Raw genomic sequence first — 25827 nt, forward strand, 5'->3', positions numbered from 1 at the left:
TGTACAAGGGATATAAAGATGTTACTCGTTTTGCAGTAAGAGTACTTTCCGTTAAAGTACGCTTCGGTGTAGGGTAATAACTAAGACTTAGCGTTTTTCGAGTAGTCTATAGAATAGAAATTAGGAGTGGTGTTGAGAAATGGATTACTTTGAGCGAATACAAAAATTAATTGACTTCATCGATAAGAACCTACAAGAACAATTAGACATAACTGAAATTTCAGCAAAAGGTTATTTTTCAGCCTTTCACTTTCAGCGTCTTTTTCAAGCAATTACAGCATTTACTGTGCAACAATACATTAGAAACAGGAGACTTGCTGTTGCGGCAAGATTACTGAGAGAAACAACAAAAAACATTTTGGAAATTCTAGATTACAAAATGAACATTAAGGGAGATAGTAGTATGAACAGACCCGAAATAGTGTACCTAAAAACACGCTTATTATTGGGCAATATACGACAAATTTTAAATAATGATAAGTGCTTCGAAGAAATTCCAAAATTTTATATAAGTTTTGGAAGAAATAAATTTTATTAGCACCCCAAGAAAATCGCGCCGAATATGTCATACGGTATTTCAAGTTACTTTCAAAATAACGGTGAATTTTCTTTTATAGTAGGTGAGGCGTTACGGAATAGTAAAGGAGACGAAAAAATGGATTCACAAAAAGTCTTTGCAAATTATCCAGTTTTACAATCAGATCAGCTAGTATTAAAAAAAATCGAAGAAATACATTTACAGGACCTTTATGCAATTTACGATAATGATTATGTATTTCAATATTGCGGAATTACTGCTAAACATAACATCCAAACGGTCAGCAAAATGATTGGCCATTTCGAGAGAGATTATTAGAAAAAAGTAGAGTGAAGTGGGGAATATTTCAAAGGGGTCAGAATAATACACTGGTAGGAATAATAGAGTGTATGGATTTCAATCATAAGGTGAATATGGTGACAATTGATTACTTTTTAGCTGAGGATCATTGGGGAAAGGGAATGGCCACTGAAGCTGTTCGGATAGTAGTCAATTTTTTGTTCGAAGAGGTGGGGATAAACAGAATTCAAGCTGAAGTCATACCTGCAAATGAAGTTTCCAAAAAGGTGCTGTTGAAAAATGGTTTTTTGAAAGAAGGATTATTAAGACAAGCTTCTGTATGGTCCGGTAAGGGGATAGTAGATTTAGAAATATACAGCATATTGAAAGAAGATTACACATCCTAATTAATGACAATGGTGCTGCTGCGAATATTTTATGCCTGTCGCAATAAAACGATTGAACGGGTTTTAGTCAATGTGAAGGAAAAGCATAGTAATAGCTAGTCACACAAAGTAATGCTTAAAGCGACACTGGCTTTATAAATCAACTCAAGCTATTCAAAAATGACATGCCCAACCATGGGGGATTATGTTCAAAATGAAAAAGAGTCGCTCTATCCGTGGAGTCGTTTTGAATGTAAAACTACAGAAAAAATTAAAGGTTTCGGGAATTGCTCGCATTCCCGAAACCTTTTGTCATCAAACTGCATCGATTCCGATTTAAGCGAGATTGAACTTTTAGAGGCAGTGAAAAATTAGCTAAATTGCATGAGTAAAGATTCTTACAGGTTTTGTATAGACGTATATATAGGAATCCACATAGCCCGCTAAGCTGATCTTTAACATGGTTTACCTCGCACGGTAACCTAGTTTCATCGACACTCTCTTTCCTGTTTCCAGTAGATGTTCAGTAAGGAATTGTATATGTTCATCGGTCACGTTGAAGCTAACAAAGCCAATGCTTACAGCGCCTACTACTTCTCCGAATCCATTCAAAACTGCCACTGCGACAGAGGACGTTCCTGCTGTTCGCTCTCCATGACTTATTGAAAATCCTTGTTTCCTTATTTGTTCTAGCTGTGTATTAAAGTCAGCAATATCGTCATTAGGAACTAGCTGGCTAATAATTTCACTTGCTTGTGAAGTAGGCATAGAGGCCAAAATGGCTTTGTTTGCTGCACCAATATGCATAGGTATTCGAATACCAAGTTGGTCATAAATTCGAATTGGATTGGCTGCGCTGTCAATTCTTTCGATAATAATTGTATCTGTCCCCGCGGGCTTACTTAAATAAACGCTCTGTTCTACCTCTCGTGCTAAACGTTCTAATTCTGGTCTTATTTTGCTGATATAGTCCATCGTATCATATACTTGTAAACCAAATTCCATCCATATTGTACCGAGACGATAGTGTTTAGTTTGTTCGTCTTGTTCAATCATGCCCTGTTGAATCATTGCTTTTAAAATTCTATGTAATGTACTAAGAGGTAAATCGACTTTAGTTGCAAGCTCAGATATGGACAGACTGTTTTCAGTTGTTTCAGAAGCTAAAACCTTAGCAATGGTCATTGCCCGTTCTAATAATTGCATATGTTGTACCACCTCCTCTACTTCTATTTTATTTTTATTCTCTAGCCACGTCTAGTTACATAATAGTGGAGCTTCTTTATATAATATTCTCCTAAAATAATAGAATATAAAAATTTTTCTAAATATATTGACAGTATAACATAAAACGCATATATTTTTCATATAAACTTTCCTCTAAACGGAAACGTTTTCCACTATACGGAAAAGGGGTGAAGGGAATGCATTATTGTTCTTCAATGTATGCACCTTTAAAACGCGTTATTGTAAAACATCCAAAAGAGGCTTTTAAAAGCCAAGAGTATCTTAGTGGTGAATGGAAAACATTCAACTACATATCAGAGCCTAATTTTAACGAGGCTTTAAGTGAATATGCAGAGTTCATTGCAATTCTCGAAAAATATGTTGAAAAAATTGATTATTTACCAGTTTCAAATGATGTAGGGTTGGACTCGCTATACGCACATGATCCTGTAAAATTCACACCACATGGTGCCATCATTTTGAAATCTGGTAAACAATTAAGACAATCAGAAGCGACTGTTTATAAAGCCTTCTTAGAAGAACAGGGTATCCCAGTTGTCGGAGAATTAACAGGAGAAGCAGTTTCGGATGGTGGGGATATTGTCTGGCTTGATGACCGGACACTTGTTGTAGGACGTGGCTATCGCACGAATGAAGAAGCTATCCGTCAATTAAAAGAAATTACGGCTGATTTTGTTGATGAATTTATTGTAGTGCAGCTTCCACATGATTTAGGTGAAGCCGAATGTTTACATTTGATGTCCTTTATCAGTATGGTGGACAAGGATTTGGCTGTCGTACATTCAAGGTTAATGCCAGTATTTTTCCGTCAGCTTATCATTAATAAAGGAATTCAACTCATTGAAGTACCCAAAGAGGAATATGACAATTTAGGCTGTAATGTGTTAGCACTTGCTCCAAGAGTTTGCGTCATTCCAAATGGAAACCCTTACACAAAACAACAATTATTAGATGCAGGCGCTACAGTTTATGAATATAAGGCTGAAGAAATTTCGGTTAAAGGAACAGGTGGACCAACTTGTCTAACTTGTCCAGTAATTAGAGGATGAAAAAGGAGACTATATATTATGTTTAAAAATGTCATTGTAAAAACACCAGGAAATAGTTATATCAACGGTTTAACAACTAGTGATCTTGGAAAACCATTCTTAGAGAAATTATTTGAACAGCATGAAAAATATATAAAAGCTTTACAAAAATGTGGGGTAGCTGTAACGCAACTTCCAGCCAATGAAGCATTCCCTGATTCTACTTTTGTAGAGGATACAGCGGTATTAACGTCTGAATTCGCTATTATTTCTAAACCAGGTGCGGATGCTCGCAATCGAGAAATTGAGGAGATAGAACCCGCAGTGAAAAAGTTTTATAACAAATTGTACTATATCGAAGCGCCGGGTACACTCGATGGTGGAGACGTATTGCAAGCAGAAAAGAAATTTTATGTAGGTATTTCAGAACGTACCAATGAAGAAGGAGCACGTCAATTCAAGGAAATCGTTGAAAAAGAAGGCTATGAAGCAACGATTCTTCCTTTAAAAGAATTCTTCCATTTAAAAACAGGTATCGCCTACGTTGGTGAAAATCGTATGGTGCTTGCTGGCGAGTTTGTCGATCATCCAGCATTCGAATCGTATGAAAAAATTGTGATTCCTAAAGAAGATGAGTATTCAGCAAACTGTATTCAAGTGAACGATTATGTTATTCTTCCAGCTGGCTATCCAAATACGAATCGTAAGCTGAATGAATTAGGCTATAAAACAATTGAACTTGACATGTCTGAGTTCAGAAAACACGATGGCGGATTAAGCTGCTTATCATTACGTTTTTAATTTACTACAGTACTAGAAAAACTAAAACCCAATCAATTTGTAGGGGAAAATTGATTGGGTGCTTATAATTTTAGATATCAGAATATTTGATATTTTGATAGTGAGGAATATGAAAGCGGGGATGGACGTTGAGTAAAGGGGAACAACAAAATAATTTATTGAATCGTTCTATGAAAAGTCGCCATTTATTGATGCTATCACTAGGCGGAGTTATTGGAACAGGATTATTTTTAAATGTTGGTTATACAATCAATCAAGCAGGTCCTGGTGGGGCTTTAATTGGGTATTTGTTTGGTGGTTTCATATTATACATGGTAATGAATTGTCTTGGAGAACTGGCTGTTTATATGCCAGTAACCGGTTCCTTCCAAACATATGCAACACGTTTTATAAATCCAGCGGCTGGTTTTTCTTTAGGCTGGATGTATTTTGTTGGATCTGCTGCCACAGCGGGAGTGGAATTTACCGCAGCGGGGATATTGATGCAACATTGGTTTCCTGATATCCCTATTTGGATATGGTGCGCTGTTTTCATGGTGCTGTTATTTTTATTAAATGCCCTAACTACTAAAGGTTTTGCAGAAGCAGAGTTTTGGTTTGCGAGTATCAAAGTGGTTGCAGTTATCGCTTTTATCGTTATTGGTGCAGCAGCTATATTTGGCTTGATACCATTGGCAGATCGTCCGACACCTCATTTAACTAACTTAGCACCAACAGGGTTATTTCCAGCGGGTATCGTAATTATATTTGTGACCATGATGAATGTTATTTTCTCATATCAAGGCTCAGAGCTGGTAGGAATTGCGGCTGGGGAAACTGAAAATCCAGAAAAGAATATACCAAGGGCAATACGTACAATCATTTTTAGAATTATCGTATTCTATATCGCCTCCATTATTGTACTATCTGCAATTTTTCCAGCATCTGAACTTGGACTGCTTGAAAGTCCTTTCGTAACATTGATGAAAATAGCAGGTGTTCCTTATGCAGCAGGCATTATGAATTTTGTCATTTTGACAGCGATTTTATCAGTTGGTAACTCGTGTCTTTATGCTTCTACACGTCTACTGTGGTCAATGTCAAAAGAGGGAATGGCTCCAAAATTATTTGGGCGTCTCACTAAAAATAAAGTGCCATTAAATGCACTTATTTTCACAATGCTTTTCTCCCTGTTATCGCTATTAACGAGTGTCATGGAAGCAGATGCAGTATTTGTTTTACTCATGTCGATTGCAGGAATTGCGGTTACGATTTCATGGATGGGTATTGCGACATCGCAATTGATGTTCCGCCATCGCTATGTGAAAGCTGGAGGAAAGGTGGATGATTTGAAATTTAAAACACCTTTTTATCCATTGATTCCTTTGTTTTGTATTAGCTTTTGTGTACTAATTCTTGTGTTTTTAGCATTTGATCCAACACAACGAATTGGTTTGTTCTACGGCATTGGATTTTTTATAGCTTGTATGCTTTTCTATAAAATGAAATTGAGTAAAACGAATACAGCTCCTTCTGACATTGACATCAATGAGGAACCACTTGATTTACATTAAAATGGCTCAGCACTAAGAAGAGTATTTGCATTGGATAAAGGAGAAATATTATGAACAACTACGTATGGAATACACCTGAAAAACTTCGAGCGTTATTATGTGAAATTGTGAGTTGGGAAAGTAGAACATTAACACAAGGAGAAAATGAGTTTGCCCACAAATTAAAAACGATGTTGCGAACGCTTACTTATTTTTGTGAAAATCCACACCATATTGAGTTACATGATGCAGGTTTGGGAAGAAATGCTGTAACAGCCTTGTACAAACATCCGACTGCAACAGAAACAGTTGTACTCATCAGTCACTTTGATACTGTTCATACGGAAGAGTATGGTGAACTGGAGCCATTCGCTTTTTATCCTGAAGAGTTGACAAAAAAACTAATGGAACCCAAATACAAGAAAGACTTACCCGAAGCGGCAAGAATCGATCTGGAGTCAGGGAATTATTTATTTGGTCGTGGGACGATGGATATGAAAATGGGGCTTGCTCTGCATATGCAACTACTTGAAAAAGCAAGCATTGAGCAGTGGCCAATTAATCTGGTATTAACAGCTGTACCTGATGAGGAAGTGAACTCTGCTGGTATGCGCGCAGCAGTTGTTGAACTTGTAAGGTTACGTGAGCAGCATGGCTTAACCTACAAATTATTTTTAAATAGTGAACCTTCTTTTTCACAAGGTCCATCAGATATAAATGAGTATATCTATTCAGGGACAATTGGTAAAATTATGCCAGCCGCTTTATTCTATGGAAAAGAGACGCATGTAGGCGAACCTTTAAAAGGAATGACGGCGAATTACATTGCTTCATATATGACACAGTATATGGAGTGGAACCCTATTTTCCGTGAAACGGACCTTGGTGAAAGTACGCCGTTGCCAGTATCTTTACAATTAAAGGATCTGAAAATGGAATATTCCACACAAACACCATATCGAGCGGCTGCTCTTTACAATGTTTTTTTAATGAAACGTACAGCGTCCGAGGTGATGGAGATATTTGAACATGTAGCAAAGGAAGCGATGGCCGCTTGTAATATGCATTACAAAGAAATTTGTGAGCGCGAGCGGGTTAAGGGTGTTGGTGAAGTGAAAGTTCTTTGTTACGAGACACTCTTAGCACATGCGATAAATAAAATAGGTGCCGAAGAAGTGCAATGCATAAAACAAAAAGTTCTAGAAAATAATTCTTGGGATGATCGTGAGAAATCCATCCGCATTGTAGATCAGCTCATGATTCGATGCCAAGAACTAACACCTGCAACAGTGCTGTTATATGCACCACCCTACTATCCTGCTATCAACTCATCTGATAATGCTCTTGTTATTAAATCAATCGAATTGATGAAAGAAACAGCAAAAACGTTTCATATTGAAATAGATCAGATTCATTATTTTAATGGTATTTGTGATTTGAGTTATGTTAACTATGCAGATGATGCTAATGGTTGGCTAGCATTTGAGCGTAACACACCTGTTTGGGGAGATACGTATAGCATCCCATTTGAAGCAATGGCAGCATTAAAGGGTCCTGTTTTGAATGTCGGTCCTTTTGGAAAAGATGCACATCAGAAAACAGAGCGATTACATGTTGACAGTGCATTTAAGGAAATGCCTGTCATGATTGACACACTTATAAAGAGCCTATTTTAATAGTTCTTATATTGAAAGACGACTGGTACTAAAGGTAACACCTTCTGGCTGTAGACAAACTCGGCAAAAAATCGAGTATGCCTACAGTCTTTTTTCTCTTACAATAGAATATAGGAATAATCAGGTCAGGAAAAAACCACTCGCTTTCCGCGGACGAACCAGCTACTCTCCTCTTTCGCTCCGCTTCGTGCGGGGTCTAGCTGGCTCGTTTCTTCCGAAGCTTTTTCAGCTTCGAAAAACCACAAAAAAATCAAAAGGTCTCGGGACTGTCCAGCATTCCCGAGACCTTTTGTCGACACTGGAGCTGATGCTAAATGTACCAGCTTTTTTAATATACTTATATTCATAATTTGAATAACGCATTTCATTACAATTAATGGGTAATTTATTGTAAGGTATTAAGTAATTGGAAGTAGAAAAAGAAAATATCTAGGGATTTTTAAAAAATGTTACGAAAGCTTGTGGTATTCATTTTTCGAACGATAAATAAAGCACAATATATTTGAAAAGACGGCACGGTCATTAAAGCACCCTTTTTTGCTCGGGTCAAGGTCTGAAACGCTCGGGTCAAAGACAAAATCGCTCAGGTATCAAGTTCCCACACGAGACAACCTGGCATGCATAAGTGCATTCACTTCCCGAGCAATATGAAGCTGCTCTTGTAAATTGGTTTCAATGAAGCCCTTGTGCCTATTGTAACTGCTTCTTCAAATCTATATCCTAGGAGCGGATATTACGGAAAATCTAGCTCTATCTTTACGAAAAGAAATGATCCAACTGAATTTAAAACGAATGCGAACAGTAGCTTGGACATTGATGTATATATCGGCTATCGTAACATTTATTCATTTTGGAGAGGTCTTTTTCTCAATAAAGGAAAGAGTGATGGAACCGTCCTATATCGCCATTCACACAGTAATGTTTTATATAAATTTAGCGGTCTTACTATTTGTCAAAGAAAAAAGAATACATGTTAATTCACTGAATATACATAAATATGAATATGTATTGTTAAGCTATATATATATAACAATTTTATTGATAACTGGTATTACGGTAATGGATGTTTATTACTTTAATCATGCAGCACTTTATGAAGTCTTTTTTAAAATTCTGTGTAGCGTATTTGCGTTATCATTGCGTAAAATGATTTTGGCGGTTTTAATAACGGTTCCAACTATTTTAATAGCGCTTTTTTGAATGTAGGGATGACAGGAGAGAGTATTAAAGTGATACTACCAATGTCTCTAATTGTACCGATAGGTTTAGTTATTCAACATCGTATTTATAAAATGCAAAAGCAGTTTACAAAGGAGCATATTTTGTTGGAGGAAGAAATAACAAAATCAAAGCAACTATCAAAATTGTTAGCGGAAAAAAATAGTGAACTAACAGAACAAGCACTTCGTGATTCCTTAACAAACTTACCATATCGTCGGGCTTTTAATGACAAATTGGAACATATGGTGCAACACTTAATAAATTGAAGACGCTAATATTTATGATTATTGATATTGATTTTTTTAAAAATTTTAATGATTATTACGGTCATTTACATGGGGATGAAGCGTTGATTAGAGTCACTGGTCTTTTGGGTGAAATTTCCTTAAAGTATAATGCATTTGCGGCACGATGGGGAGGAGAAGAATTTGTCATCGTCAGTCAACATGCACAACATTTTACAGTACATGTTTGTGAGGAAATTTTACAAGAAGTACGTAACCTGAAAATTCGTCATGAACATTCACCGATTGCTGATGACCGTCAGCATATGGATGTGTCATGCCAAAGTTTTTAATTTACAACATATTCAAACCTGTTGTGCTCTAGCTGATTAAGCGCTGTATACTGTGAAGCAATACAACCGAAATCATTTTCATGTAAAAACAGTAGTTTTCGAAGAAGAAGTATGTTGGCCTGTATAATTTTGCCTAATAAAAGCTTAGAACGTTGATGCGATGCGCTTTCAGGGCTTCCTAGGTTGCTTAATGTATATCCAAAGTGGTACAATATAATTTAGTCAAAAAGAGCCAAGGGGGCATTTCTATGTCAATTGAATTAAATAACGAATTCGGCCAAATTGATATTTCAACGGATGTACTTGCACAAATTGCTGGTGGCGCTGCTATAGAATGCTACGGTATCGTTGGCATGGCATCTAAACATCAAATTCGTGATGGTCTAACTGATATTTTACGTAAAGAGAACTTTACTAAAGGTGTTGTTGTTCGACAACAAGACGAAGATTTACATATTGATATGTACATTATTGTTAGTTACGGAACGAAGATTTCGGAAGTTGCTTATCAAGTACAATCGAAAGTGAAATATACAGTGGATAAAACATTAGGTATGAGCGTAAAATCTGTCAATATCTTTGTGCAGGGCGTTCGTGTAGCGAATGTGTAAGAGGAGGAACTAAATCGAATGCAGTCATTAGACGGATTAAAATTTGCAGAGATGGTGCAAATGGGAGCGCATCATCTATTCCAAAATGCAAATTATGTAGATTCATTAAATGTATTCCCAGTACCAGATGGTGATACAGGAACAAACATGAACTTATCGATGACATCTGGGGCAAAAGAAACAGAACTTCAAGCATCAGAACATATTGGGAAAACGGCACAAGCTTTATCAAAAGGCTTACTTATGGGTGCTCGTGGGAATTCTGGGGTTATTTTATCGCAGCTTTTCCGTGGCTTTGGTAAATTTATTGAAAAACAAGCTACAATCGATGCTAAGGGCTTTGCAGGTGCCTTCCAAGCAGGCGTGGATACAGCATATAAAGCGGTTATGAAGCCAGTTGAAGGTACGATTTTGACTGTTGCGCGCGAAGCTGCGAAAAAGGGTGTCGAAGTAGCGGATACTGAAAACGATATCATCGCTGTGATGGAGGCTTTCACTGCGGAAGCTAAGGCTTCACTGGAACGTACTCCTGACCTACTTCCAGTACTTAAAGAAGTTGGCGTTGTAGATAGTGGCGGGCAAGGATTACTATTTGTTTACGAAGGTTTCTTAGCTTCCTTGAAAGGCGAGCCACTACCTAAGAAGAACGATGCTACGTTGGATGATTTAATCAATGCAGAACATCACAGAGCGCAAGACTTCATGAACACAGTAGATATTGAGTTCGGCTATTGTACGGAAATTATGGTGCGTTTTGAAGAAGATAAAGAACCGTTTAGTGAGGAACAATTCCGTAATGAATTGAATCCACTAGGTGATTCATTACTTGTCATATCAGATGAGGAAATTGCCAAAGTCCATATTCACTCTGAACAACCAGGGGCTGTTTTAGCTATGGGTCAAAAATATGGTAGTCTCATTAAAATTAAAGTCGATAATATGCGTGAACAACATTCAGCAATTGTTGGTGAAGACCATAAAGCACCTGTTTCAACAAAAAAAGTTGAAAAACATCCATATGCCATCGTGACGATTGCTATGGGAGAGGGCATTGCTGAATTACTTCGTTCAATCGGGGCTTCTTATGTCATTGAAGGCGGACAAACAATGAACCCTTCAACTGAGGATATTGTAAAAGCTGTCCAAGAAATTGGTGCAGAAAAAGTGTTGATATTACCAAACAACAAAAATATCGTGATGGCAGCGGAACAAGCTGTTGAGCTTCTTGATATTGAAGCGGCGGTTGTACCGACAAAAACTATTCCTCAAGGAATGGCTGCGATTTTATCATTTAATCCGGAAGCGACTGTAGAAGTGAACCAAACAACAATGACAGATGCTTTAGCAAACGTGAAAACAGGTCAAGTAACTTATGCTGTTCGTGATACGTCAATTGATGGCGTTGAAATTCATAAAGATGATTTCATGGCACTTGCGGAAGGGAAAATTGTGTTATCAACACCCGCTTTAAAAGATGCTGCGGAGAAAGTTATCACTGATTTAGTTGATGAAGATGCTGAAATCGTAACGATTATTTATGGTGAGGATACGACAGAAGAGAACGCAGCGACATTAGTGAAATTTATCGAAGAAAATTATCCAGATATAGAAGTTGAGCTATTTAATGGTAAACAAGGATTATATCCGTATATTATTTCTGTAGAATAATTAACAGTAACCTTGAGATGAATCAAGCGAAGCAGTGCACAAGTCGTGTACTGCTTTTGTTTATGGCTAAGGGATATTGAATATAAGAATATCACTGGAATAGCAAGAAAGAGGTAACTGAATGTATTTATCTAGAGGACAAAGTGTTTACAAATATTGGTTCAGTGGTATTTAGAAATGACTGTATTAGAGAGAAAGACATAAATAGTCGACCATGTACAAAGAAGAAGTTATAGTAGTGTTAATTTTCTGAAAGTTGATAAAGTAGTGCTTTACTTTTATAGTAACTATCAAGCATGATATAAGTAAAAATAAATATTATTATATGAATAGAATAGAGGGGTGCTTGTATGAAGTTTACATCGGTATTTGATATTATTGGACCAGTGATGATTGGGCCTTCTTCCTCTCATACGGCAGGTGCAGCGCGTATCGGAAGAGTTGCACGAGATTTGTTTGGAAGACAGCCGAAATGGGTGAAGATTCATTTATACGGTTCTTTTGCTGAAACGTATAAAGGGCATGGGACAGATGTAGCATTAATTGGAGGCTTATTAAATTATGATACATTTGATGAGCGTATTAAAACAGCGTTTGCGGACGCTGAAAAAGCAGGATTAGAGTTTGAGTTCATTCCAGAAACGGCCAATACAGAACATCCCAATACGGCCCGTCTTGTCCTTGGAGATGATGAGGGGGAGATGTCGGTAGTTGGAATTTCTATCGGCGGTGGTAAAATAGAGGTAAGTGAGGTTAATGGCTTCAAACTACGTTTAACTGGTGGAATGCCAGCTATCCTTGTTGTGCATGATGATCGTGCTGGCTGTATTGCCAATGTTGCAAACTGCTTGGCTATGCATGATGTGAATATCGGTCATATGGAGGTTTCACGTATTGAACGTGGTTTAACGGCTCTTATGGTGATTGAGGTTGATCAAAACATTGAAGAAAAAATATTACAGCAGATTTCGTTAATTCCATATATTACGAAAGTGTCGAAAATTAATAACTAAGGAGGCGTGACAATATGGACGTATTGTTTCACAATGTACGCGAGCTTGTTGCGCGTGCAGAACAAGAAGGTAAATTAATTTCAGAACTGATGATAGAGCAAGAAATGTTAATAAGTGGACGGACACGCGAAGAGATCATGCAGCAAATGGACCGTAATTTAACAGTTATGGAAGAAGCAGTTGAGCGTGGTTTAAATGGCGTACAGTCTGTGACAGGTTTAACAGGTGGAGATGCCGTACTGCTACAAAATTATATTGCACAAGGGAATTCACTATCGGGGGATTTATTGTTAGATGCCGTTAGTAAAGCGGTTGCAACAAATGAAGTCAACGCGGCGATGGGTACAATTTGTGCAACACCGACAGCTGGCTCAGCGGGTGTTGTACCAGGTACATTATTTGCAGTGAAAAATAAGCTAAATCCAACACGTGAACAAATGATTCGTTATTTGTTTACATCGGGTGCTTTTGGTTTCGTTGTAGCCAATAATGCTTCTATTTCAGGTGCTGAAGGTGGCTGTCAGGCAGAGGTTGGTTCAGCCGCAGGTATGGCTTCTGCAGCTATTGTGGAGATGGCAGGTGGTACACCGCAGCAATGTGCAGAAGGTTTCGCTATTACACTCAAAAATATGCTAGGGCTCGTATGTGATCCAGTAGCAGGATTGGTAGAAGTACCCTGTGTGAAGCGTAATGCGATGGGAGCTGCAAACTCACTGGTGGCTGCAGATATGGCACTTGCAGGTGTAACGAGTCGCATCCCTTGTGATGAAGTAATAGGAGCAATGTATCGTATCGGCTTGTCGATGAGTCCGAATTTAAAAGAAACGGCGCGTGGTGGTCTAGCAGCAACACCAACAGGGAAGGCACTCGCGGCGAAGATATTCGGAGGAGCTGTCGTGCAAGGTGACTGAATTAATCAGTCCCGTCTCTGATTTAAAGGGAGTCGGGAAAGAAACAGCAGCGCATCTAGAAGCATTAGGCATCGAGACACTATCCGATTTATTGTGGACATTTCCACATCGACACGAGGATTTTCGTTTAAAAGATCTAGCACAGACGCCACATAATGAGCGGGTCACTGTTGAATGTAAAGTGGAACGTGAGCCGACTGTGCTGTTCTTAGGACGAAATAAATCCCGTTTGCAAGTGACTGTGCTAGCAGGACGTCATTTAGTGAAAGTTGTATTTTTTAACCAAAACTATTTAAAACAAAAGCTTGTACCAGGTTCTATGATTACCGTAACTGGGAAATGGGATCGAGGAAGACAAGTTATTAATGGAACGACTGTAACTTTTGGTCCAAAAACCGATCAAGTAGATTTTGAACCCGTGTATAGCCTTAAAGGTTTGATACCGCAAAAACGTTTTCGTAAATATATGCGACAGGTACTTGATGACTTTGCCGTAGAATTACCAGATGCGATACCAGAACATTTACAAGCATCGTATAAGCTTGTATCAATGCGGGACGGGCTTGAGGGTATTCATTTTCCGGTGGATGCACAACATGCAAAGCAGGCAAGAAGACGCTTTGCTTACGAGGAATTATTAAACTTTCAGCTACGTATCCAAGCATTACGCAAAATACGAAAAGATAGTGAGCATGGTACGGTGGTGCAATTTGATTTGCAAAAGGTGCGTGAATTTATTGATTCATTACCGTATGAATTAACAGGGGCGCAAAAACGGGTCGTTAATGAGATTTGCAAAGATTTAAAAGAACCACATCGTATGAACCGCTTGCTTCAAGGAGATGTTGGCTCAGGAAAGACAGTTGTTGCGGCTATATGTTTATATGCAGCTGTCACTGCAGGCTTTCAAGGGGCGTTAATGGCACCAACTGAAATTTTAGCTGAACAACATGCGGAAAATTTAATCGCGTGGTTCGAGCCATTTGGTATACGTATAGCTTTGTTATCAGGCTCGACAAAAACGAAAGCGCGCCGCTTGCTTTTGGAAGCGCTGGAAAAAGGCGAAATAGATATTGTCATCGGTACGCACGCACTTATTCAGCCAGATGTGATTTTTCGAAATCTAGGCTTTGTGATAACCGATGAACAGCATCGTTTTGGGGTTGAGCAACGTAGGATATTACGTGATAAAGGTGAAAATCCTGATGTGCTCTTTATGACAGCAACGCCAATACCGCGAACACTTGCCATTACGGCATTTGGTGAAATGGATGTGTCGATGATTGATGAAATGCCAGCGGGGCGTAAGCAAATTGAAACACATTGGATGAAAAAGGAACAACTTAGTTCTGTCTTATCTAAATTAGAGTTGGAGCTGGCAGCAGGGAGACAAGCGTATGCCATTTGTCCGCTTATTGAAGAGTCAGACAAGCTTGACGTGCAAAATGCGGTTGATATATATGAGCAGCTTGCAGTGCATTTTAATGGACGCCATAAAGTGGGGTTGATGCACGGTCGTTTGCCGGCGGATGAAAAAGATGAGGTAATGCGTGCATTTAGTGAAGGTGACATTCAAGTGCTTGTCTCTACTACGGTCGTAGAAGTTGGTGTCAACGTACCGAATGCAACGTTTATGGTTGTTTACGACGCTGAGCGTTTCGGCTTAGCGCAATTGCATCAGCTACGTGGCCGTGTTGGTCGTGGCGAACATCAGTCGTATTGTGTACTTATTGCCGATCCAAAATCAGATGAAGGTAAAGAGCGAATGCAGTCGATGACAGAAACAAATGATGGCTTTCGACTAGCTGAAAAAGATTTGGAGCTACGGGGACCGGGTGACTTCTTTGGGCGCAAACAAAGTGGCTTGCCTGATTTTAAAGTGGCAGATTTAGTGCATGACTATAGAACGCTTGAAACTGCACGGAAAGATGCAACTGACATGATTGAAAGTGATGCGTTTTGGCATGATGAGGCTTATAAATATTTGCGCCAAATGTTAGAAACGTCAGGTGTCTTACTAGGTGAACGCTTTGATTAAGAGGGATGCAAGCACTGTTTTTGAAAACAGGTCTTGCATTCTTTTTTTATACTCTATATACTGATATTAGTACCAAGTGCTAATAACAACTAAAAAGGTGGCGAATGACGTTGAGACGAACGAAAAAAGAGCGACAGCGATTACTATCTGAAACGATTGCGGAAAATCCATTCGTCACAGATGAACAGCTAGCATCAGAGTTTCAGGTAAGTGTCCAAACGATTCGTTTAGATCGTATGGAATTAGCAATTCCTGAATTGCGTGAACGAATTAAAGATGTGGCTTCGAAAACCTATGAAAATGAAGTGAAATCTTTGCCGATTGATGAAGTAATCGGTGAAATTATTGATATTGAATTAGATAGTCGTGCATTATCTATTTTTGACGTAAAAGAAGAACATGTTTTTCAGCGCAATGGCATCGCGCGCGGACATCATTTATTTGCACAGGCAAACTCATTAGCGGTAGCGGTTATTGATGATGAACTGGCCTTAACAGTGCACTCCAATATTACATTTGTGAAACCTGTGAAAGCCGGAGATCGTGTTATTACGAAGGCTGTCGTTATCGGAAGAGATGATGGACATCATCGTACGAAAGTGGAGGTACTATCTACTGTTAACGGTGAAACAGTCTTTGTTGGCGAATTTGATATGTACCGCACGAAAGGTAAAGGTGAACAATCATGAAATTAGCGCTTGATGGAATGGGTGGCGACAACGCACCAAAATCAGTTGTGGAAGGTGCTTTATTGGCATTAAATCAAATTCCAAATTTGGAAATTCAATTATATGGACAGCAAGAGAAGCTTGAGCCATTTTTAAAAATGCATGATCGACTAACGATTGTTCATTGTGAAGAAGTGGTAGAAGGTACTGACGATCCGGCACGTGCTGTTCGACGTAAAAAGGACTCATCAATGGCGCGAATGATGGATGCAGTGGAGGAAGGTAAGGCTGATGCATGTCTATCGGCTGGCAATACGGGTGCATTAATGGCAGGTGGTTTATTTAAAGTTGGTCGTATTGAAGGAATCGCACGTCCAGCTTTAGCAACGACATTACCAACACTTGATGGCAAAGGATTTTTAATGCTTGATTTAGGGGCGAATGCGGATGCACGACCTGAACATTTATTGCAATATGCAATAATGGGCGATATTTACGCTAAAAAGGTTGGGGGACTTCAAAAGCCACGTATTGGACTTTTAAATATCGGTACAGAAGATAAAAAAGGCAATGATTTAACGAAGGCGGCTTTCGAATTACTAAAAGAAGCCGAATTGAACTTTATCGGTAACGTAGAAGCGCGTGATTTACTTGAAGGGGTTGCGGATGTTGTTGTGACAGACGGTTTTACGGGTAATATGGTGTTGAAATCGATTGAAGGAACAGCTGGCGCGTTATTTACGATGTTGAAAGAGGCGTTTATGTCTTCTACAAAAACAAAAATTTCAGCGGCACTTATGAAAAATAATTTACGTGACTTAAAAAATAAAATGGATTACACAGAGTATGGTGGAGCAGGGTTATTTGGCCTGCAAGCACCTGTTATTAAGGCTCATGGCTCATCAAATGGCAAAGCAATCTTTAGTGCGATTCGCCAAGCTAATACGATGGTAGAGCATACAGTCATACCAACGATTACTGACACAGTGCGTCGCATAGAAATTGACTAACAAAGGGGATTCATGACAAATGACGAAAATTGCATTTATTTTTCCTGGCCAAGGCTCACAAGCAGTTGGGATGGGGCAAGAATTTGTAGAAAACGCGGCAGAGAGCAAAGCATTTTATGAAAATGCAGACAAGGCTTTAGGATTTGCACTATCAAAGTTAATGTTAGAGGGACCAGCAGAGGAATTGACGTTGACATACAATGCACAGCCGGCGCTATTAACGACAGGTGTAATGGTAGCAGAGAAATTGCGTGCAGCTGGCGTTACGCCTGATTTCGCAGCTGGTCATTCCCTTGGCGAATATAGTGCATTAGTTATTGCAGGTGTGCTGTCTTTCGATGATGCCATATCTGTTGTACACAAACGCGGTTTATATATGAACGAAGCAGTACCGGCAGGGCAAGGTGCAATGGCGGCTATTCTTGGAATGGAATTGAATGCATTACATGATGTAACTGAACAGGTAACAGCTACGGGAGATGCTGTCCAGGTAGCCAATGTTAACTGTCCAGGTCAAATTGTCATTTCTGGTACAAAGGAAGGCGTTGAAAAAGCATCTGTAGCAGCAAAAGAAGCGGGTGCAAAACGTGCGATTCCATTAGTAGTAAGTGGTCCATTCCATTCAGAATTAATGCGACCATCTTCTGAAAAATTACGTGTAACATTAGATGATATTGCTTTATCCGCGCCACAAATCCCGGTAATAGGCAACGTTATGGCGAATGAATTACAGGATGTTTCTGCGATTCAACATGAATTAGTGGAACAAGTATACAGTGCTGTACAGTGGGAAGCTTCTGTTCGTGAAATGATTGCTAAGGGCGTTGAGGTATTTATCGAATGTGGACCGGGCAAAGTTTTAAGTGGCTTAGTGAAGAAAATAGATCGATCTGTGGCAACGTATTGTGTGTATGATGAAGCATCATTAGAAGCACTATTAGAAGCGTCAAAGGAGTGGACTATCAATGCATAAATTAAATGGTAAGGTAGCGGTTGTAACGGGTGCTTCACGAGGGATAGGACGTGCGATTGCGTTGAAGCTTGCTGAAGAGGGAGCTAAAATTGTAGTCAATTATAGTGGCTCGCAGGTAAAAGCTGAGGAAGTTGTTACTTTAATTCAAGCGAATGGTGGTGAGGCGATTGCAGTACAAGCAAGCGTCTCAAAATCTGAAGAAGTTACGGCGTTAATGGATGCGGCAGTCAAAACATTTGGCTCACTTGATATTTTAGTCAATAATGCGGGTATTACACGTGATAATTTATTGATGCGTATGAAAGAAGACGAATGGGATGATGTTTTAGACACGAATCTAAAGGGTGTTTTCCTTTGTACAAAAGCGGTAACGCGTCAAATGATGAAGCAACGGACAGGACGTATTATTAATATTTCGTCGATAGTTGGTGTGGCAGGCAATGCTGGGCAGGCCAATTATGTTGCTGCCAAAGCAGGTGTTATTGGTTTGACAAAAACAACTGCTAAGGAATTGGCGTCTCGTAATATTTTAGTTAATGCTATTGCACCAGGCTTTATTGAAACAGAAATGACAGATCAGCTACCAGAAGAATTAAAACAAGGCATGCTTACACAAATTCCGTTAGCGAAGCTTGGTCAGCCAGAAGATATTGCTAAAGCAGTTGTTTTTCTAGCTTCAGACGATGCTAACTATATGACTGGTCAGACGTTACATATAGACGGCGGCATGGTGATGTAATAATATGTAATGGGCATAGAAATTGATTTTTTGTATAATCATGTGAGGGGAGGTGAAAGATTTGACTACTGTATTAGAACGAGTAACAAAAGTAATCGTGGACCGTTTAGGTGTAGAAGAAAGCGAAGTAACACTTGAAGCTTCTTTCCGTGATGATTTAGGTGCTGACTCATTAGACGTAGTTGAGCTTGTTATGGAGCTTGAAGATGAATTCGATATGGAAATTTCTGATGAAGATGCTGAAAAAATCTCAACGGTTGGTACTGCAATTTCATACATCGAAAGTAAAATAAGCTAATTTTGTTTTAACTTTATTCAGCAGCAGTCGTTCACCTTGATGGGTGCAGAAATGAATGCATATTCAGTTTAATCAATAAGCAGTCAACGTTAGCTGAATAAAGTTAAAGCCTTTGGCAGATGTCGCAGATTTTGAATTGCAAGCACAGTTCAAAATCTGTTTGCCAATACGGCAAGGTGTATTTGAAAGGGTACGTAATGGTTCGTTTATCGAACGCAGAACGTGCCTTTTTTCATTTTCTAAATCAATTTGTGAAAAAATTTCCAAAACATTGCATTTTGGTGGAAATACTTTTGCATAAACGCCTTGAAAAAGGTACACTAATACGGTAGAAACTATTAGGAAGGCAGATTGTTCAATGGCTATGAAAAGAAAAGGAATTATGCAGAAATCAGGCGTACTTCCTGAGAAAGTACGCAATCAATTCGAGCTGTTACAGCATGAATTGAATATCACATTTTTAAATAAAAATTTATTGTATCAAGCATTCACACATTCATCTTATGTGAATGAGCATCGCCGTAAATTGTTTACGGATAATGAGCGTCTAGAATTTTTAGGTGACGCTGTACTTGAACTATCTGTTTCTAAATACCTCTTTGAGAAATACCCACATATGAGCGAAGGCGAATTAACGAAACTGCGTGCGTCAATTGTTTGTGAGCCGTCACTTGTTATTTTTGCAAATGAATTAGGCTTTGGTCGCTTTGTGTTACTTGGAAAAGGTGAGGAATTAACAGGTGGTCGGGAACGTCCAGCGCTACTTGCAGATGTATTTGAATCATTTGTAGGTGCCCTATATCTAGATCAGGACTTACAAACGGTCGTGACATTTTTAGAACGAGTCGTGTTCCCAAAGGTAGAAATCGGTGCTTTTTCGCATGTGATGGATTTCAAGAGTCAGTTACAAGAAATGGTGCAACAAACGAATAATGGCCTTCTACATTACGAAATTATCGATGAGAAGGGTCCTGCCCATAATCGTACATTTGTATCGAGCGTGTTACTAAATGGACAAGAGCTTGGTATTGGTCGAGGAAAATCAAAAAAAGAAGCCGAGCAGCAAGCTGCACAATGTGCTATGCATGCTATGCGTGCGCAGTCTGCTAAAGAGGAGGCTTAATATGTTCCTAAAACGACTGGAAGTGATTGGCTTTAAATCTTTTGCGGAGCGCATTGGTATTGATTTTGTACCAGGTGTTACTGCTGTTGTCGGACCAAATGGCAGCGGAAAAAGTAATGTGACCGATGCTATTCGTTGGGTACTCGGAGAGCAATCGGCAAAGTCGTTACGTGGAGCAAAAATGGAAGATGTTATTTTTGCTGGGAGTGACTCTCGAAAGCCACTGAACTTTGCAGAGGTAACGTTGATTTTAGATAATACTGATGAGCAAATCGCTTTTCCATATACAGAAGTAAGTGTAACAAGACGCGTATACCGTTCAGGTGATAGTGAATATTTACTAAATAACCAGCAGTGTCGCCTGAAGGATATTACGGACTTGTTTATGGACTCGGGTCTTGGTAAAGAAGCTTTTTCGATTATTTCACAAGGCCGTGTCGATGAAATATTAAATAGCAGACCTGATGACCGCCGATCAATTTTTGAAGAGGCGGCAGGCGTATTAAAGTATAAATTACGCAAGAAAAAAGCGGAGCATAAGCTTGTAGAAACAGATGAAAACTTATACCGCGTATTAGATATTTTGCATGAGTTAGATGGTCGGCTAGAACCTTTAGCTATTCAGGCTTCTAGCGCAAAAGACTATGTGCAAATGTCAACAGAGTTAAAGGATTTTGATATTGCGATTCTTGTGCACGATTTAAAAAGTTGTGCACAATCTTTGCATGCTCTGAAGGAAGAATTTACACAACTATCTGAAACAGAACAATCGCAAGCGAAGAATATTTTGGCTCTAGAGACAAAGTCAACTGAGATTCGTAAGCATTTGAAAGAACTAGATGACTTATTAGACGCCTGTCAATCCGATCTTGTTGATGCGACAATGGAAGTGGAGCGTTGGGATGGTCGTAAAGCCTTGATGGCAGAAAAGCGTCAAAACACTTCTAACCAGCTATTACAGTTAAATACATCTTTACAGGAAGCGAAGGGTGAAGTGGAGACGCTGACTGTTCAAGAACTTGATAAGAAAGAGCTATTTACTGAAAAACAGCAAGAAGTATCAGCGCTGAAGCACATCATTAAGCAATTAGAGCAATCGTTAAATCGTTCTGTCACAGAAATAGAGCAAGAAATTGAAGAGCAAAAAAATCGTTATATCGATTCGTTAAACGAAGAAGCAACTGTAAAAAATGAATTGAAAAATATTGACCAACAATTAGCTCAACAAAAAGCAATGGCTGCACGTATGACAGACCAAACCGATGAGTTTGGTCTGGAGCTTGCACAGATTGTAGGCGAAAAAGAAACGCTTACTGTAGCGCATACTGCTACCACGAACGAGTTACAGCATAAGTTAGAGAAGTTCGAAACACTGCAGATACAGCTAAAGCAAGTAAATACATCCTTTAACGACAAACAAGAAATGCTTTATAAAGCGTACCAACATCAGCAACAATTGAAAGCTAGAAAAGATACGCTAGCCGAGCTAGAATCTGATTTCTCAGGATTCTTTCACGGGGTAAAAGAAGTATTGTTAGCGCGTGATAAGGGTGAGTTGCAAGGAATTGAAGGTGCAGTTGCTGAATTAGTACAGGTCAATAGTAAGTATTCACAGGCTATTGAAACGGCATTAGGTGCTGCCTCCCAGCATATTGTGACAACGAATGAGCATCATGCACAGCAGGCCATTCATTGGTTAAAACAAAAAAGAGCTGGTCGTGCGACATTCTTACCGAAAACCGTGATGAAGTCACGTAAAATCAATCTGTCCGCTATACAGCTCGCTACTGAGCACCCGGCTTTTGTACAAATGGCGGATGCACTCGTTACATTTGATGAAGAGAATCGTTCAATTGTCGAAAACCTGCTAGGTAATGTAATAGTCGCAGCGAATTTAGAAGGAGCTAGCCAAATTGGCCGTTTATGTGGTTTTCGATATCGTGTAGTAACTCTAGAAGGCGATATTGTCAATGCGGGCGGTTCGTTAACAGGTGGTGCAGCGAAGCAACAATCTTCGCTCTTTACTAGAAAAGCGGAATTAGATGGCTTAATTGCAAAGTTAGAAGCATTAGAAACGTCAATTTATAGTGCTGAACAGGCTGTGGCAGTTGAAAAAGAGAGCCTTGCGACATTGCGTGAAACTGTTGAGAAACTGAAACTAGATGGCGAGCAATTGCGTAAAGAGGAAATGCAACAGGCGAGTCGTATTCGAGAATTAGAGGTTGTTGAAAAAAGCTTATCTGCACGAGTTTCTTTTGCATCGAATGAAACACAGGATGTTAAAACACGAGAAGAAGGACTACTTGCACAAAAAGAAGTCGCAACAGCACGGTTAGCAACTCTTGCAACTGAACTATTAGCGATTAATGAAACTGTTGAACAGCTAGGTAAGGTGAAGTTACAAAGCGAAACAGAAAAAGATGTTCTTCGCGAACAATCGGCAGAGAAACGCTCGCAATTAGCGGTGATACAGGAGCAAATGTCACAAGTACAAATAGCGACCGCAGAGCTTGCTATACAATTAAACAAAGCTCGTCAAAAAGTCGACAATATTTCTCAGGAAATAATCTGGCTTCAATCGGATGAATCGACAAAACTACTAAGTGATGAAGAAGTGGATGAGCAGGTTGCTTCTTGGAAATCGAGACGTGAATCGTTACAGATTACGATTTCACAGAAAAAAGAAGAAAAAACTGCGCAACAACAAGAACTTACATCATTGGAAGCACAGCTGAAGGAAATGCAACGTATACATAAAGGCTACCTTGAAGCAATACGTGCGAATGAATTAAAGCGTAATCGCGTAGAATTTGAAATGAATAATTTCAATGAACAGCTCGAAGAAAATTATCAGCTAACGTTTGAAGAAGCGATGCATGAAGCTCTTACGATTGAAGATGAAGAGCATATGCGTCGTCGCGTTAAGCTGTTGAAAAAATCAATTGAAGAACTAGGTCCTGTTAACTTAAGTTCTATTGAGGAATATGATCGTGTACTAGAACGTCATTCATTTTTAACTGAGCAACGTGAGGATTTACTGGCGGCACAGGAAACTTTACATGAAGCTATAAAGGAAATGGATGAGGAAATGACCCTACGCTTTAGTGATACATTTTATGCGATTCGGGAGCAATTCAAACTAGTATTCCGTGAACTATTTGGTGGAGGTCAGGCGGATTTAGCGTTACTTGAGCCAGACAATATGCTTGAAACCGGTATTGAAATTGTTGCACAACCACCTGGAAAGAAATTACAAAATTTAAGCCTTCTTTCTGGTGGTGAGCGAGCACTGACGGCAATTGCTTTATTGTTCTCGATTTTAAATATCCGCCCAGTGCCATTCTGTATTCTAGATGAAGTAGAGGCAGCATTAGATGAGGCCAATGTTGTTCGATATAGCGAATACTTGAAGAAATTTAGCCTTGATACACAATTCATTGTTATTACTCATCGTAAAGGTACAATGGAAGGGGCTGATGTACTGTATGGTATTACAATGCAGGAATCGGGCGTATCAAAACTTGTTTCAGTAAAATTAGAAGATGAACCCGTACTTGCGGAGCAAAGGAGCGAACAAGCATGAGTTTTTTTAAACGATTAAAAGATAAGTTGATGGGCAATCCATCTGAAGAAGAAGAAAAAGTAGTGGATGTCAACGAAGAAGAGTCTACCGCACAGCAGCAAGTTGACCTAACAGAACCTGCTCAATTAGAAACGACTGTAGAAGGAGTCGTTGAAGCGAAGGTAGAGGACGTACCAGTAAGTGAGCAACCTCTCATAGTGGAGACACCGGCTGTAGTTGAAGAGCTAAATGAAGAAGAAGTGCAGGAAATTGCTCTTGTAGAGGAGCAACCTGTCGAAGATACCGATATAGAGAAAAAACCATCAGCCTGGTCCATTACTCAAAAATTTAAGGCTGGTCTTGAAAAAACGCGTAATTCATTTACTTCAAAAGTGAATGATTTAGTTGCCCGTTACAGAAAAGTGGATGAAGATTTCTTTGAGGAATTAGAAGATCTATTATTGCAAGCGGATGTCGGCTTCGAAACTGTGATGGAACTGATGGATAAATTACGCTATGAAGTGCAACGAAAAAATATTAAAGATACAAATGGCATTCAAGCAATTATTTCCGAAAAGCTTGTGGAAATCTATGAGCAAGGCGAAGAAGATTTAATTGACCTCAACATACAGCCTAAGGGTGAACTAACCGTTATTTTATTTGTCGGCGTGAACGGCGTAGGGAAAACGACAACGATTGGTAAACTTGCCCATCGCTTAAAAACACAAGGTAAGAACGTCGTATTAGCTGCGGGAGACACTTTCCGTGCTGGCGCAATTGATCAATTACAAGTCTGGGGAGACCGCGTTGGTTGTGAAGTTATTAAACAATCTGAGGGATCGGATCCTGCGGCAGTGATGTATGATGCAATTCGCGCGGCGAAAAATCGTAATGCTGACGTGTTAATTTGTGATACAGCAGGTCGTTTGCAAAATAAAGTGAATTTAATGAATGAACTTGAAAAAGTACATCGCGTAATTTCACGTGAAGTACCAAATGCACCGCATGAAGTATTACTAGCGCTAGATGCGACAACTGGTCAAAATGCTCTTGTTCAGGCGCAAACGTTTAAAGAAGCAACAAATGTGACAGGTATTGTTTTAACCAAACTTGATGGTACGGCTAAAGGTGGTATTGTACTAGCCATTCGTAATAAATTACACATTCCGGTGAAATTTGTTGGTCTGGGTGAAAAGATGGATGATTTACAGCCATTTGATGCAGAACGCTATGTATATGGATTATTTGCTGATGGTTTAGATAAGGAATTACAAAATAACGAGGATTAATGTTTATAGCGAAGCGACAGTGGTAAAATGCTTGCTCAGAGAAAGTAGCACAATGGTCAGTTTGTTGTGCTGTACTTGCCATCCAAACGAATTATGCGGCGACGTAATGGATTGATGATACGCTCGTCTGTGAAAAGGCGAATCACATTGTTTAAAAGGGAAATACTAGCTAAAGGTGGAAAACGCCTGGTATCGGCTATATAGGGCTTTTAGACAAGGAGATTACCTTGACACAGATGGGCGCTTTTCGTTATGATACAAATGACTAACAACAGGGGGAGAAATATTCGATGCTACTTGAAAAAACAACACGCATGAACTTTCTCTTCGACTTTTATCAAGCATTATTAACAGATAAGCAAAGAAGTTATATGGAACTTTATTATTTAGACGATCACTCGCTTGGAGAAATCGCTGAATCATATGGAGTTTCACGCCAAGCTGTTTATGATAATATTCGTCGAACAGAAGCGATGCTTGAAGAATATGAAGAAAAACTATGTTTACTTGAAAAATTTAAGCAACGCACACAAATGCTAGCGCAGCTAACAGCAGGGATTACGGAAAAAAGTATGACAGCTGAGCAACAGTTAACGCTTATTGAACAATTGAAAGAATGGGATTAGGAGGCGAAAGCA

The 25827-nt window shown here is 39.2% G+C and carries 23 protein-coding genes and 1 pseudogene; 23 read left to right on the top strand and 1 reads right to left on the bottom strand.

Translation table 11 applies throughout. The features are described 5' to 3' along the window. The first annotated feature begins 139 nt into the window (after positions 1 to 139). Both H131_RS07015 and H131_RS07020 read left to right on the top strand, forming a co-directional pair. Entirely contained in the window at positions 140 to 538 is a 399-nt protein-coding gene (locus H131_RS07015; RefSeq protein ID WP_010858394.1) for a helix-turn-helix domain-containing protein, read from the top strand. Between the two features lie 117 nt (positions 539 to 655). Beyond that, positions 656 to 1224 (top strand): annotated as a pseudogene (locus tag H131_RS07020) (GNAT family N-acetyltransferase). A gap of 444 nt (positions 1225 to 1668) precedes the next feature. Here H131_RS07020 and H131_RS07025 read toward each other — a convergent pair. Beyond that, positions 1669 to 2409, bottom strand: a complete 741-nt coding sequence (locus H131_RS07025; RefSeq protein WP_010858395.1) for an IclR family transcriptional regulator — start codon at positions 2407 to 2409, stop codon at positions 1669 to 1671. A gap of 218 nt (positions 2410 to 2627) precedes the next feature. Here H131_RS07025 and H131_RS07030 point away from each other — a divergent pair, with 218 nt between their 5' ends. The 21 genes from H131_RS07030 to H131_RS07125 all read left to right on the top strand — a co-directional run bounded on the left by H131_RS07030 (position 2628) and on the right by H131_RS07125 (position 25815). Beyond that, positions 2628 to 3500: a dimethylarginine dimethylaminohydrolase family protein gene (locus H131_RS07030; protein WP_010858396.1), complete on the top strand. Its 873-nt coding sequence runs from the start codon at positions 2628 to 2630 to the stop codon at positions 3498 to 3500. 18 nt (positions 3501 to 3518) lie between these two features. Then, on the top strand, positions 3519 to 4280 hold the full coding sequence (locus H131_RS07035) for a dimethylarginine dimethylaminohydrolase family protein (protein WP_010858397.1): 762 nt from the start codon (positions 3519 to 3521) through the stop codon (positions 4278 to 4280). 170 nt (positions 4281 to 4450) lie between these two features. Further along, positions 4451 to 5833 (top strand): amino acid permease, encoded by a 1383-nt coding sequence (locus H131_RS07040; protein ID WP_196228915.1) that lies wholly within the window; start codon positions 4451 to 4453, stop codon positions 5831 to 5833. Positions 5834 to 5883: 50 nt separating this feature from the next. Then, positions 5884 to 7488 carry a M20/M25/M40 family metallo-hydrolase gene (locus H131_RS07045; protein ID WP_010858399.1) on the top strand — a complete coding sequence of 535 codons (1605 nt, stop codon included), beginning with the start codon at positions 5884 to 5886 and terminating at the stop codon, positions 7486 to 7488. A 792-nt stretch (positions 7489 to 8280) separates the two neighbouring features. Further along, positions 8281 to 8688: a hypothetical protein gene (locus H131_RS25270; RefSeq protein ID WP_230491828.1), complete on the top strand. Its 408-nt coding sequence runs from the start codon at positions 8281 to 8283 to the stop codon at positions 8686 to 8688. Between the two features lie 29 nt (positions 8689 to 8717). Continuing rightward, positions 8718 to 8975, top strand: coding sequence for a hypothetical protein (locus H131_RS25275; protein WP_010858402.1), 258 nt, complete (start codon positions 8718 to 8720; stop codon positions 8973 to 8975). A 14-nt stretch (positions 8976 to 8989) separates the two neighbouring features. Beyond that, complete coding sequence (locus H131_RS25280; RefSeq protein ID WP_010858403.1) at positions 8990 to 9286, top strand: GGDEF domain-containing protein; 297 nt, start codon at positions 8990 to 8992, stop codon at positions 9284 to 9286. Positions 9287 to 9534: 248 nt separating this feature from the next. Then, entirely contained in the window at positions 9535 to 9897 is a 363-nt protein-coding gene (locus H131_RS07060; RefSeq protein ID WP_010858404.1) for an Asp23/Gls24 family envelope stress response protein, read from the top strand. A gap of 18 nt (positions 9898 to 9915) precedes the next feature. Next, the gene (locus tag H131_RS07065; RefSeq protein WP_010858405.1) at positions 9916 to 11565 is read left to right on the top strand and encodes a DAK2 domain-containing protein; all 1650 of its coding nucleotides are present in this window, start codon (positions 9916 to 9918) and stop codon (positions 11563 to 11565) included. A gap of 350 nt (positions 11566 to 11915) precedes the next feature. Further along, the gene (sdaAB, locus tag H131_RS07070) at positions 11916 to 12578 is read left to right on the top strand and encodes an L-serine ammonia-lyase, iron-sulfur-dependent subunit beta (protein WP_010858406.1); all 663 of its coding nucleotides are present in this window, start codon (positions 11916 to 11918) and stop codon (positions 12576 to 12578) included. Between the two features lie 14 nt (positions 12579 to 12592). Further along, entirely contained in the window at positions 12593 to 13489 is an 897-nt protein-coding gene (gene sdaAA, locus H131_RS07075) for an L-serine ammonia-lyase, iron-sulfur-dependent, subunit alpha (RefSeq protein ID WP_010858407.1), read from the top strand. Beyond that, on the top strand, positions 13482 to 15527 hold the full coding sequence (gene recG / locus H131_RS07080) for an ATP-dependent DNA helicase RecG (RefSeq protein ID WP_010858408.1): 2046 nt from the start codon (positions 13482 to 13484) through the stop codon (positions 15525 to 15527). The genes sdaAA and recG overlap by 8 nt, the downstream gene beginning before the upstream one ends. A gap of 110 nt (positions 15528 to 15637) precedes the next feature. Beyond that, the gene (gene fapR, locus H131_RS07085) at positions 15638 to 16216 is read left to right on the top strand and encodes a transcription factor FapR (RefSeq protein WP_010858409.1); all 579 of its coding nucleotides are present in this window, start codon (positions 15638 to 15640) and stop codon (positions 16214 to 16216) included. Next, positions 16213 to 17205: a phosphate acyltransferase PlsX gene (gene plsX, locus H131_RS07090; RefSeq protein WP_010858410.1), complete on the top strand. Its 993-nt coding sequence runs from the start codon at positions 16213 to 16215 to the stop codon at positions 17203 to 17205. Before fapR ends, plsX begins: the two co-directional genes overlap by 4 nt. A gap of 19 nt (positions 17206 to 17224) precedes the next feature. Then, the gene (gene fabD, locus H131_RS07095) at positions 17225 to 18178 is read left to right on the top strand and encodes an ACP S-malonyltransferase (protein ID WP_010858411.1); all 954 of its coding nucleotides are present in this window, start codon (positions 17225 to 17227) and stop codon (positions 18176 to 18178) included. Beyond that, positions 18171 to 18917 (top strand): 3-oxoacyl-[acyl-carrier-protein] reductase, encoded by a 747-nt coding sequence (fabG, locus tag H131_RS07100; protein ID WP_010858412.1) that lies wholly within the window; start codon positions 18171 to 18173, stop codon positions 18915 to 18917. The genes fabD and fabG overlap by 8 nt, the downstream gene beginning before the upstream one ends. A gap of 61 nt (positions 18918 to 18978) precedes the next feature. Next, positions 18979 to 19215: an acyl carrier protein gene (gene acpP / locus H131_RS07105; RefSeq protein ID WP_010858413.1), complete on the top strand. Its 237-nt coding sequence runs from the start codon at positions 18979 to 18981 to the stop codon at positions 19213 to 19215. Between the two features lie 358 nt (positions 19216 to 19573). Continuing rightward, positions 19574 to 20338 (top strand): ribonuclease III, encoded by a 765-nt coding sequence (gene rnc / locus H131_RS07110; RefSeq protein WP_010858414.1) that lies wholly within the window; start codon positions 19574 to 19576, stop codon positions 20336 to 20338. A 1-nt stretch (position 20339) separates the two neighbouring features. Beyond that, complete coding sequence (gene smc / locus H131_RS07115) at positions 20340 to 23921, top strand: chromosome segregation protein SMC (protein WP_010858415.1); 3582 nt, start codon at positions 20340 to 20342, stop codon at positions 23919 to 23921. Continuing rightward, a complete protein-coding gene (gene ftsY, locus H131_RS07120; RefSeq protein ID WP_010858416.1) occupies positions 23918 to 25189 on the top strand; it encodes a signal recognition particle-docking protein FtsY in 1272 nt (423 codons plus the stop codon). The genes smc and ftsY overlap by 4 nt, the downstream gene beginning before the upstream one ends. A gap of 290 nt (positions 25190 to 25479) precedes the next feature. Further along, complete coding sequence (locus H131_RS07125; protein ID WP_010858417.1) at positions 25480 to 25815, top strand: putative DNA-binding protein; 336 nt, start codon at positions 25480 to 25482, stop codon at positions 25813 to 25815. The last annotated feature ends 12 nt before the right edge of the window (positions 25816 to 25827 follow it).

Origin of the sequence: Lysinibacillus sphaericus OT4b.31 (genome assembly GCF_000392615.1) — a bacterium.
GTDB classification, from domain to species: domain Bacteria; phylum Bacillota; class Bacilli; order Bacillales_A; family Planococcaceae; genus Lysinibacillus; species Lysinibacillus sphaericus_B.

Bases quoted from the DNA above. Each gene is read 5' to 3' on its own strand.
- plsX (WP_010858410.1), top strand. From the start codon at position 16,213: ATGAAATTAGCGCTTGATGGAATGGGTGGCGACAACGCACCAAAATCA.
- H131_RS07040 (WP_196228915.1), top strand. From the start codon at position 4,451: ATGAAAAGTCGCCATTTATTGATGCTATCACTAGGCGGAGTTATTGGA.
- sdaAA (WP_010858407.1), top strand. From the start codon at position 12,593: ATGGACGTATTGTTTCACAATGTACGCGAGCTTGTTGCGCGTGCAGAA.
- H131_RS07015 (WP_010858394.1), top strand. From the start codon at position 140: ATGGATTACTTTGAGCGAATACAAAAATTAATTGACTTCATCGATAAG.
- fabD (WP_010858411.1), top strand. From the start codon at position 17,225: ATGACGAAAATTGCATTTATTTTTCCTGGCCAAGGCTCACAAGCAGTT.
- H131_RS07030 (WP_010858396.1), top strand. From the start codon at position 2,628: ATGCATTATTGTTCTTCAATGTATGCACCTTTAAAACGCGTTATTGTA.
- H131_RS07035 (WP_010858397.1), top strand. From the start codon at position 3,519: ATGTTTAAAAATGTCATTGTAAAAACACCAGGAAATAGTTATATCAAC.
- H131_RS07060 (WP_010858404.1), top strand. From the start codon at position 9,535: ATGTCAATTGAATTAAATAACGAATTCGGCCAAATTGATATTTCAACG.
- H131_RS07125 (WP_010858417.1), top strand. From the start codon at position 25,480: ATGCTACTTGAAAAAACAACACGCATGAACTTTCTCTTCGACTTTTAT.
- rnc (WP_010858414.1), top strand. From the start codon at position 19,574: ATGGCTATGAAAAGAAAAGGAATTATGCAGAAATCAGGCGTACTTCCT.
- H131_RS07025 (WP_010858395.1), bottom strand. From the start codon at position 2,409: ATGCAATTATTAGAACGGGCAATGACCATTGCTAAGGTTTTAGCTTCT.
- fabG (WP_010858412.1), top strand. From the start codon at position 18,171: ATGCATAAATTAAATGGTAAGGTAGCGGTTGTAACGGGTGCTTCACGA.
- smc (WP_010858415.1), top strand. From the start codon at position 20,340: ATGTTCCTAAAACGACTGGAAGTGATTGGCTTTAAATCTTTTGCGGAG.
- H131_RS25270 (WP_230491828.1), top strand. From the start codon at position 8,281: ATGCGAACAGTAGCTTGGACATTGATGTATATATCGGCTATCGTAACA.
- H131_RS07065 (WP_010858405.1), top strand. From the start codon at position 9,916: ATGCAGTCATTAGACGGATTAAAATTTGCAGAGATGGTGCAAATGGGA.
- sdaAB (WP_010858406.1), top strand. From the start codon at position 11,916: ATGAAGTTTACATCGGTATTTGATATTATTGGACCAGTGATGATTGGG.
- ftsY (WP_010858416.1), top strand. From the start codon at position 23,918: ATGAGTTTTTTTAAACGATTAAAAGATAAGTTGATGGGCAATCCATCT.
- H131_RS25280 (WP_010858403.1), top strand. From the start codon at position 8,990: ATGATTATTGATATTGATTTTTTTAAAAATTTTAATGATTATTACGGT.
- H131_RS07045 (WP_010858399.1), top strand. From the start codon at position 5,884: ATGAACAACTACGTATGGAATACACCTGAAAAACTTCGAGCGTTATTA.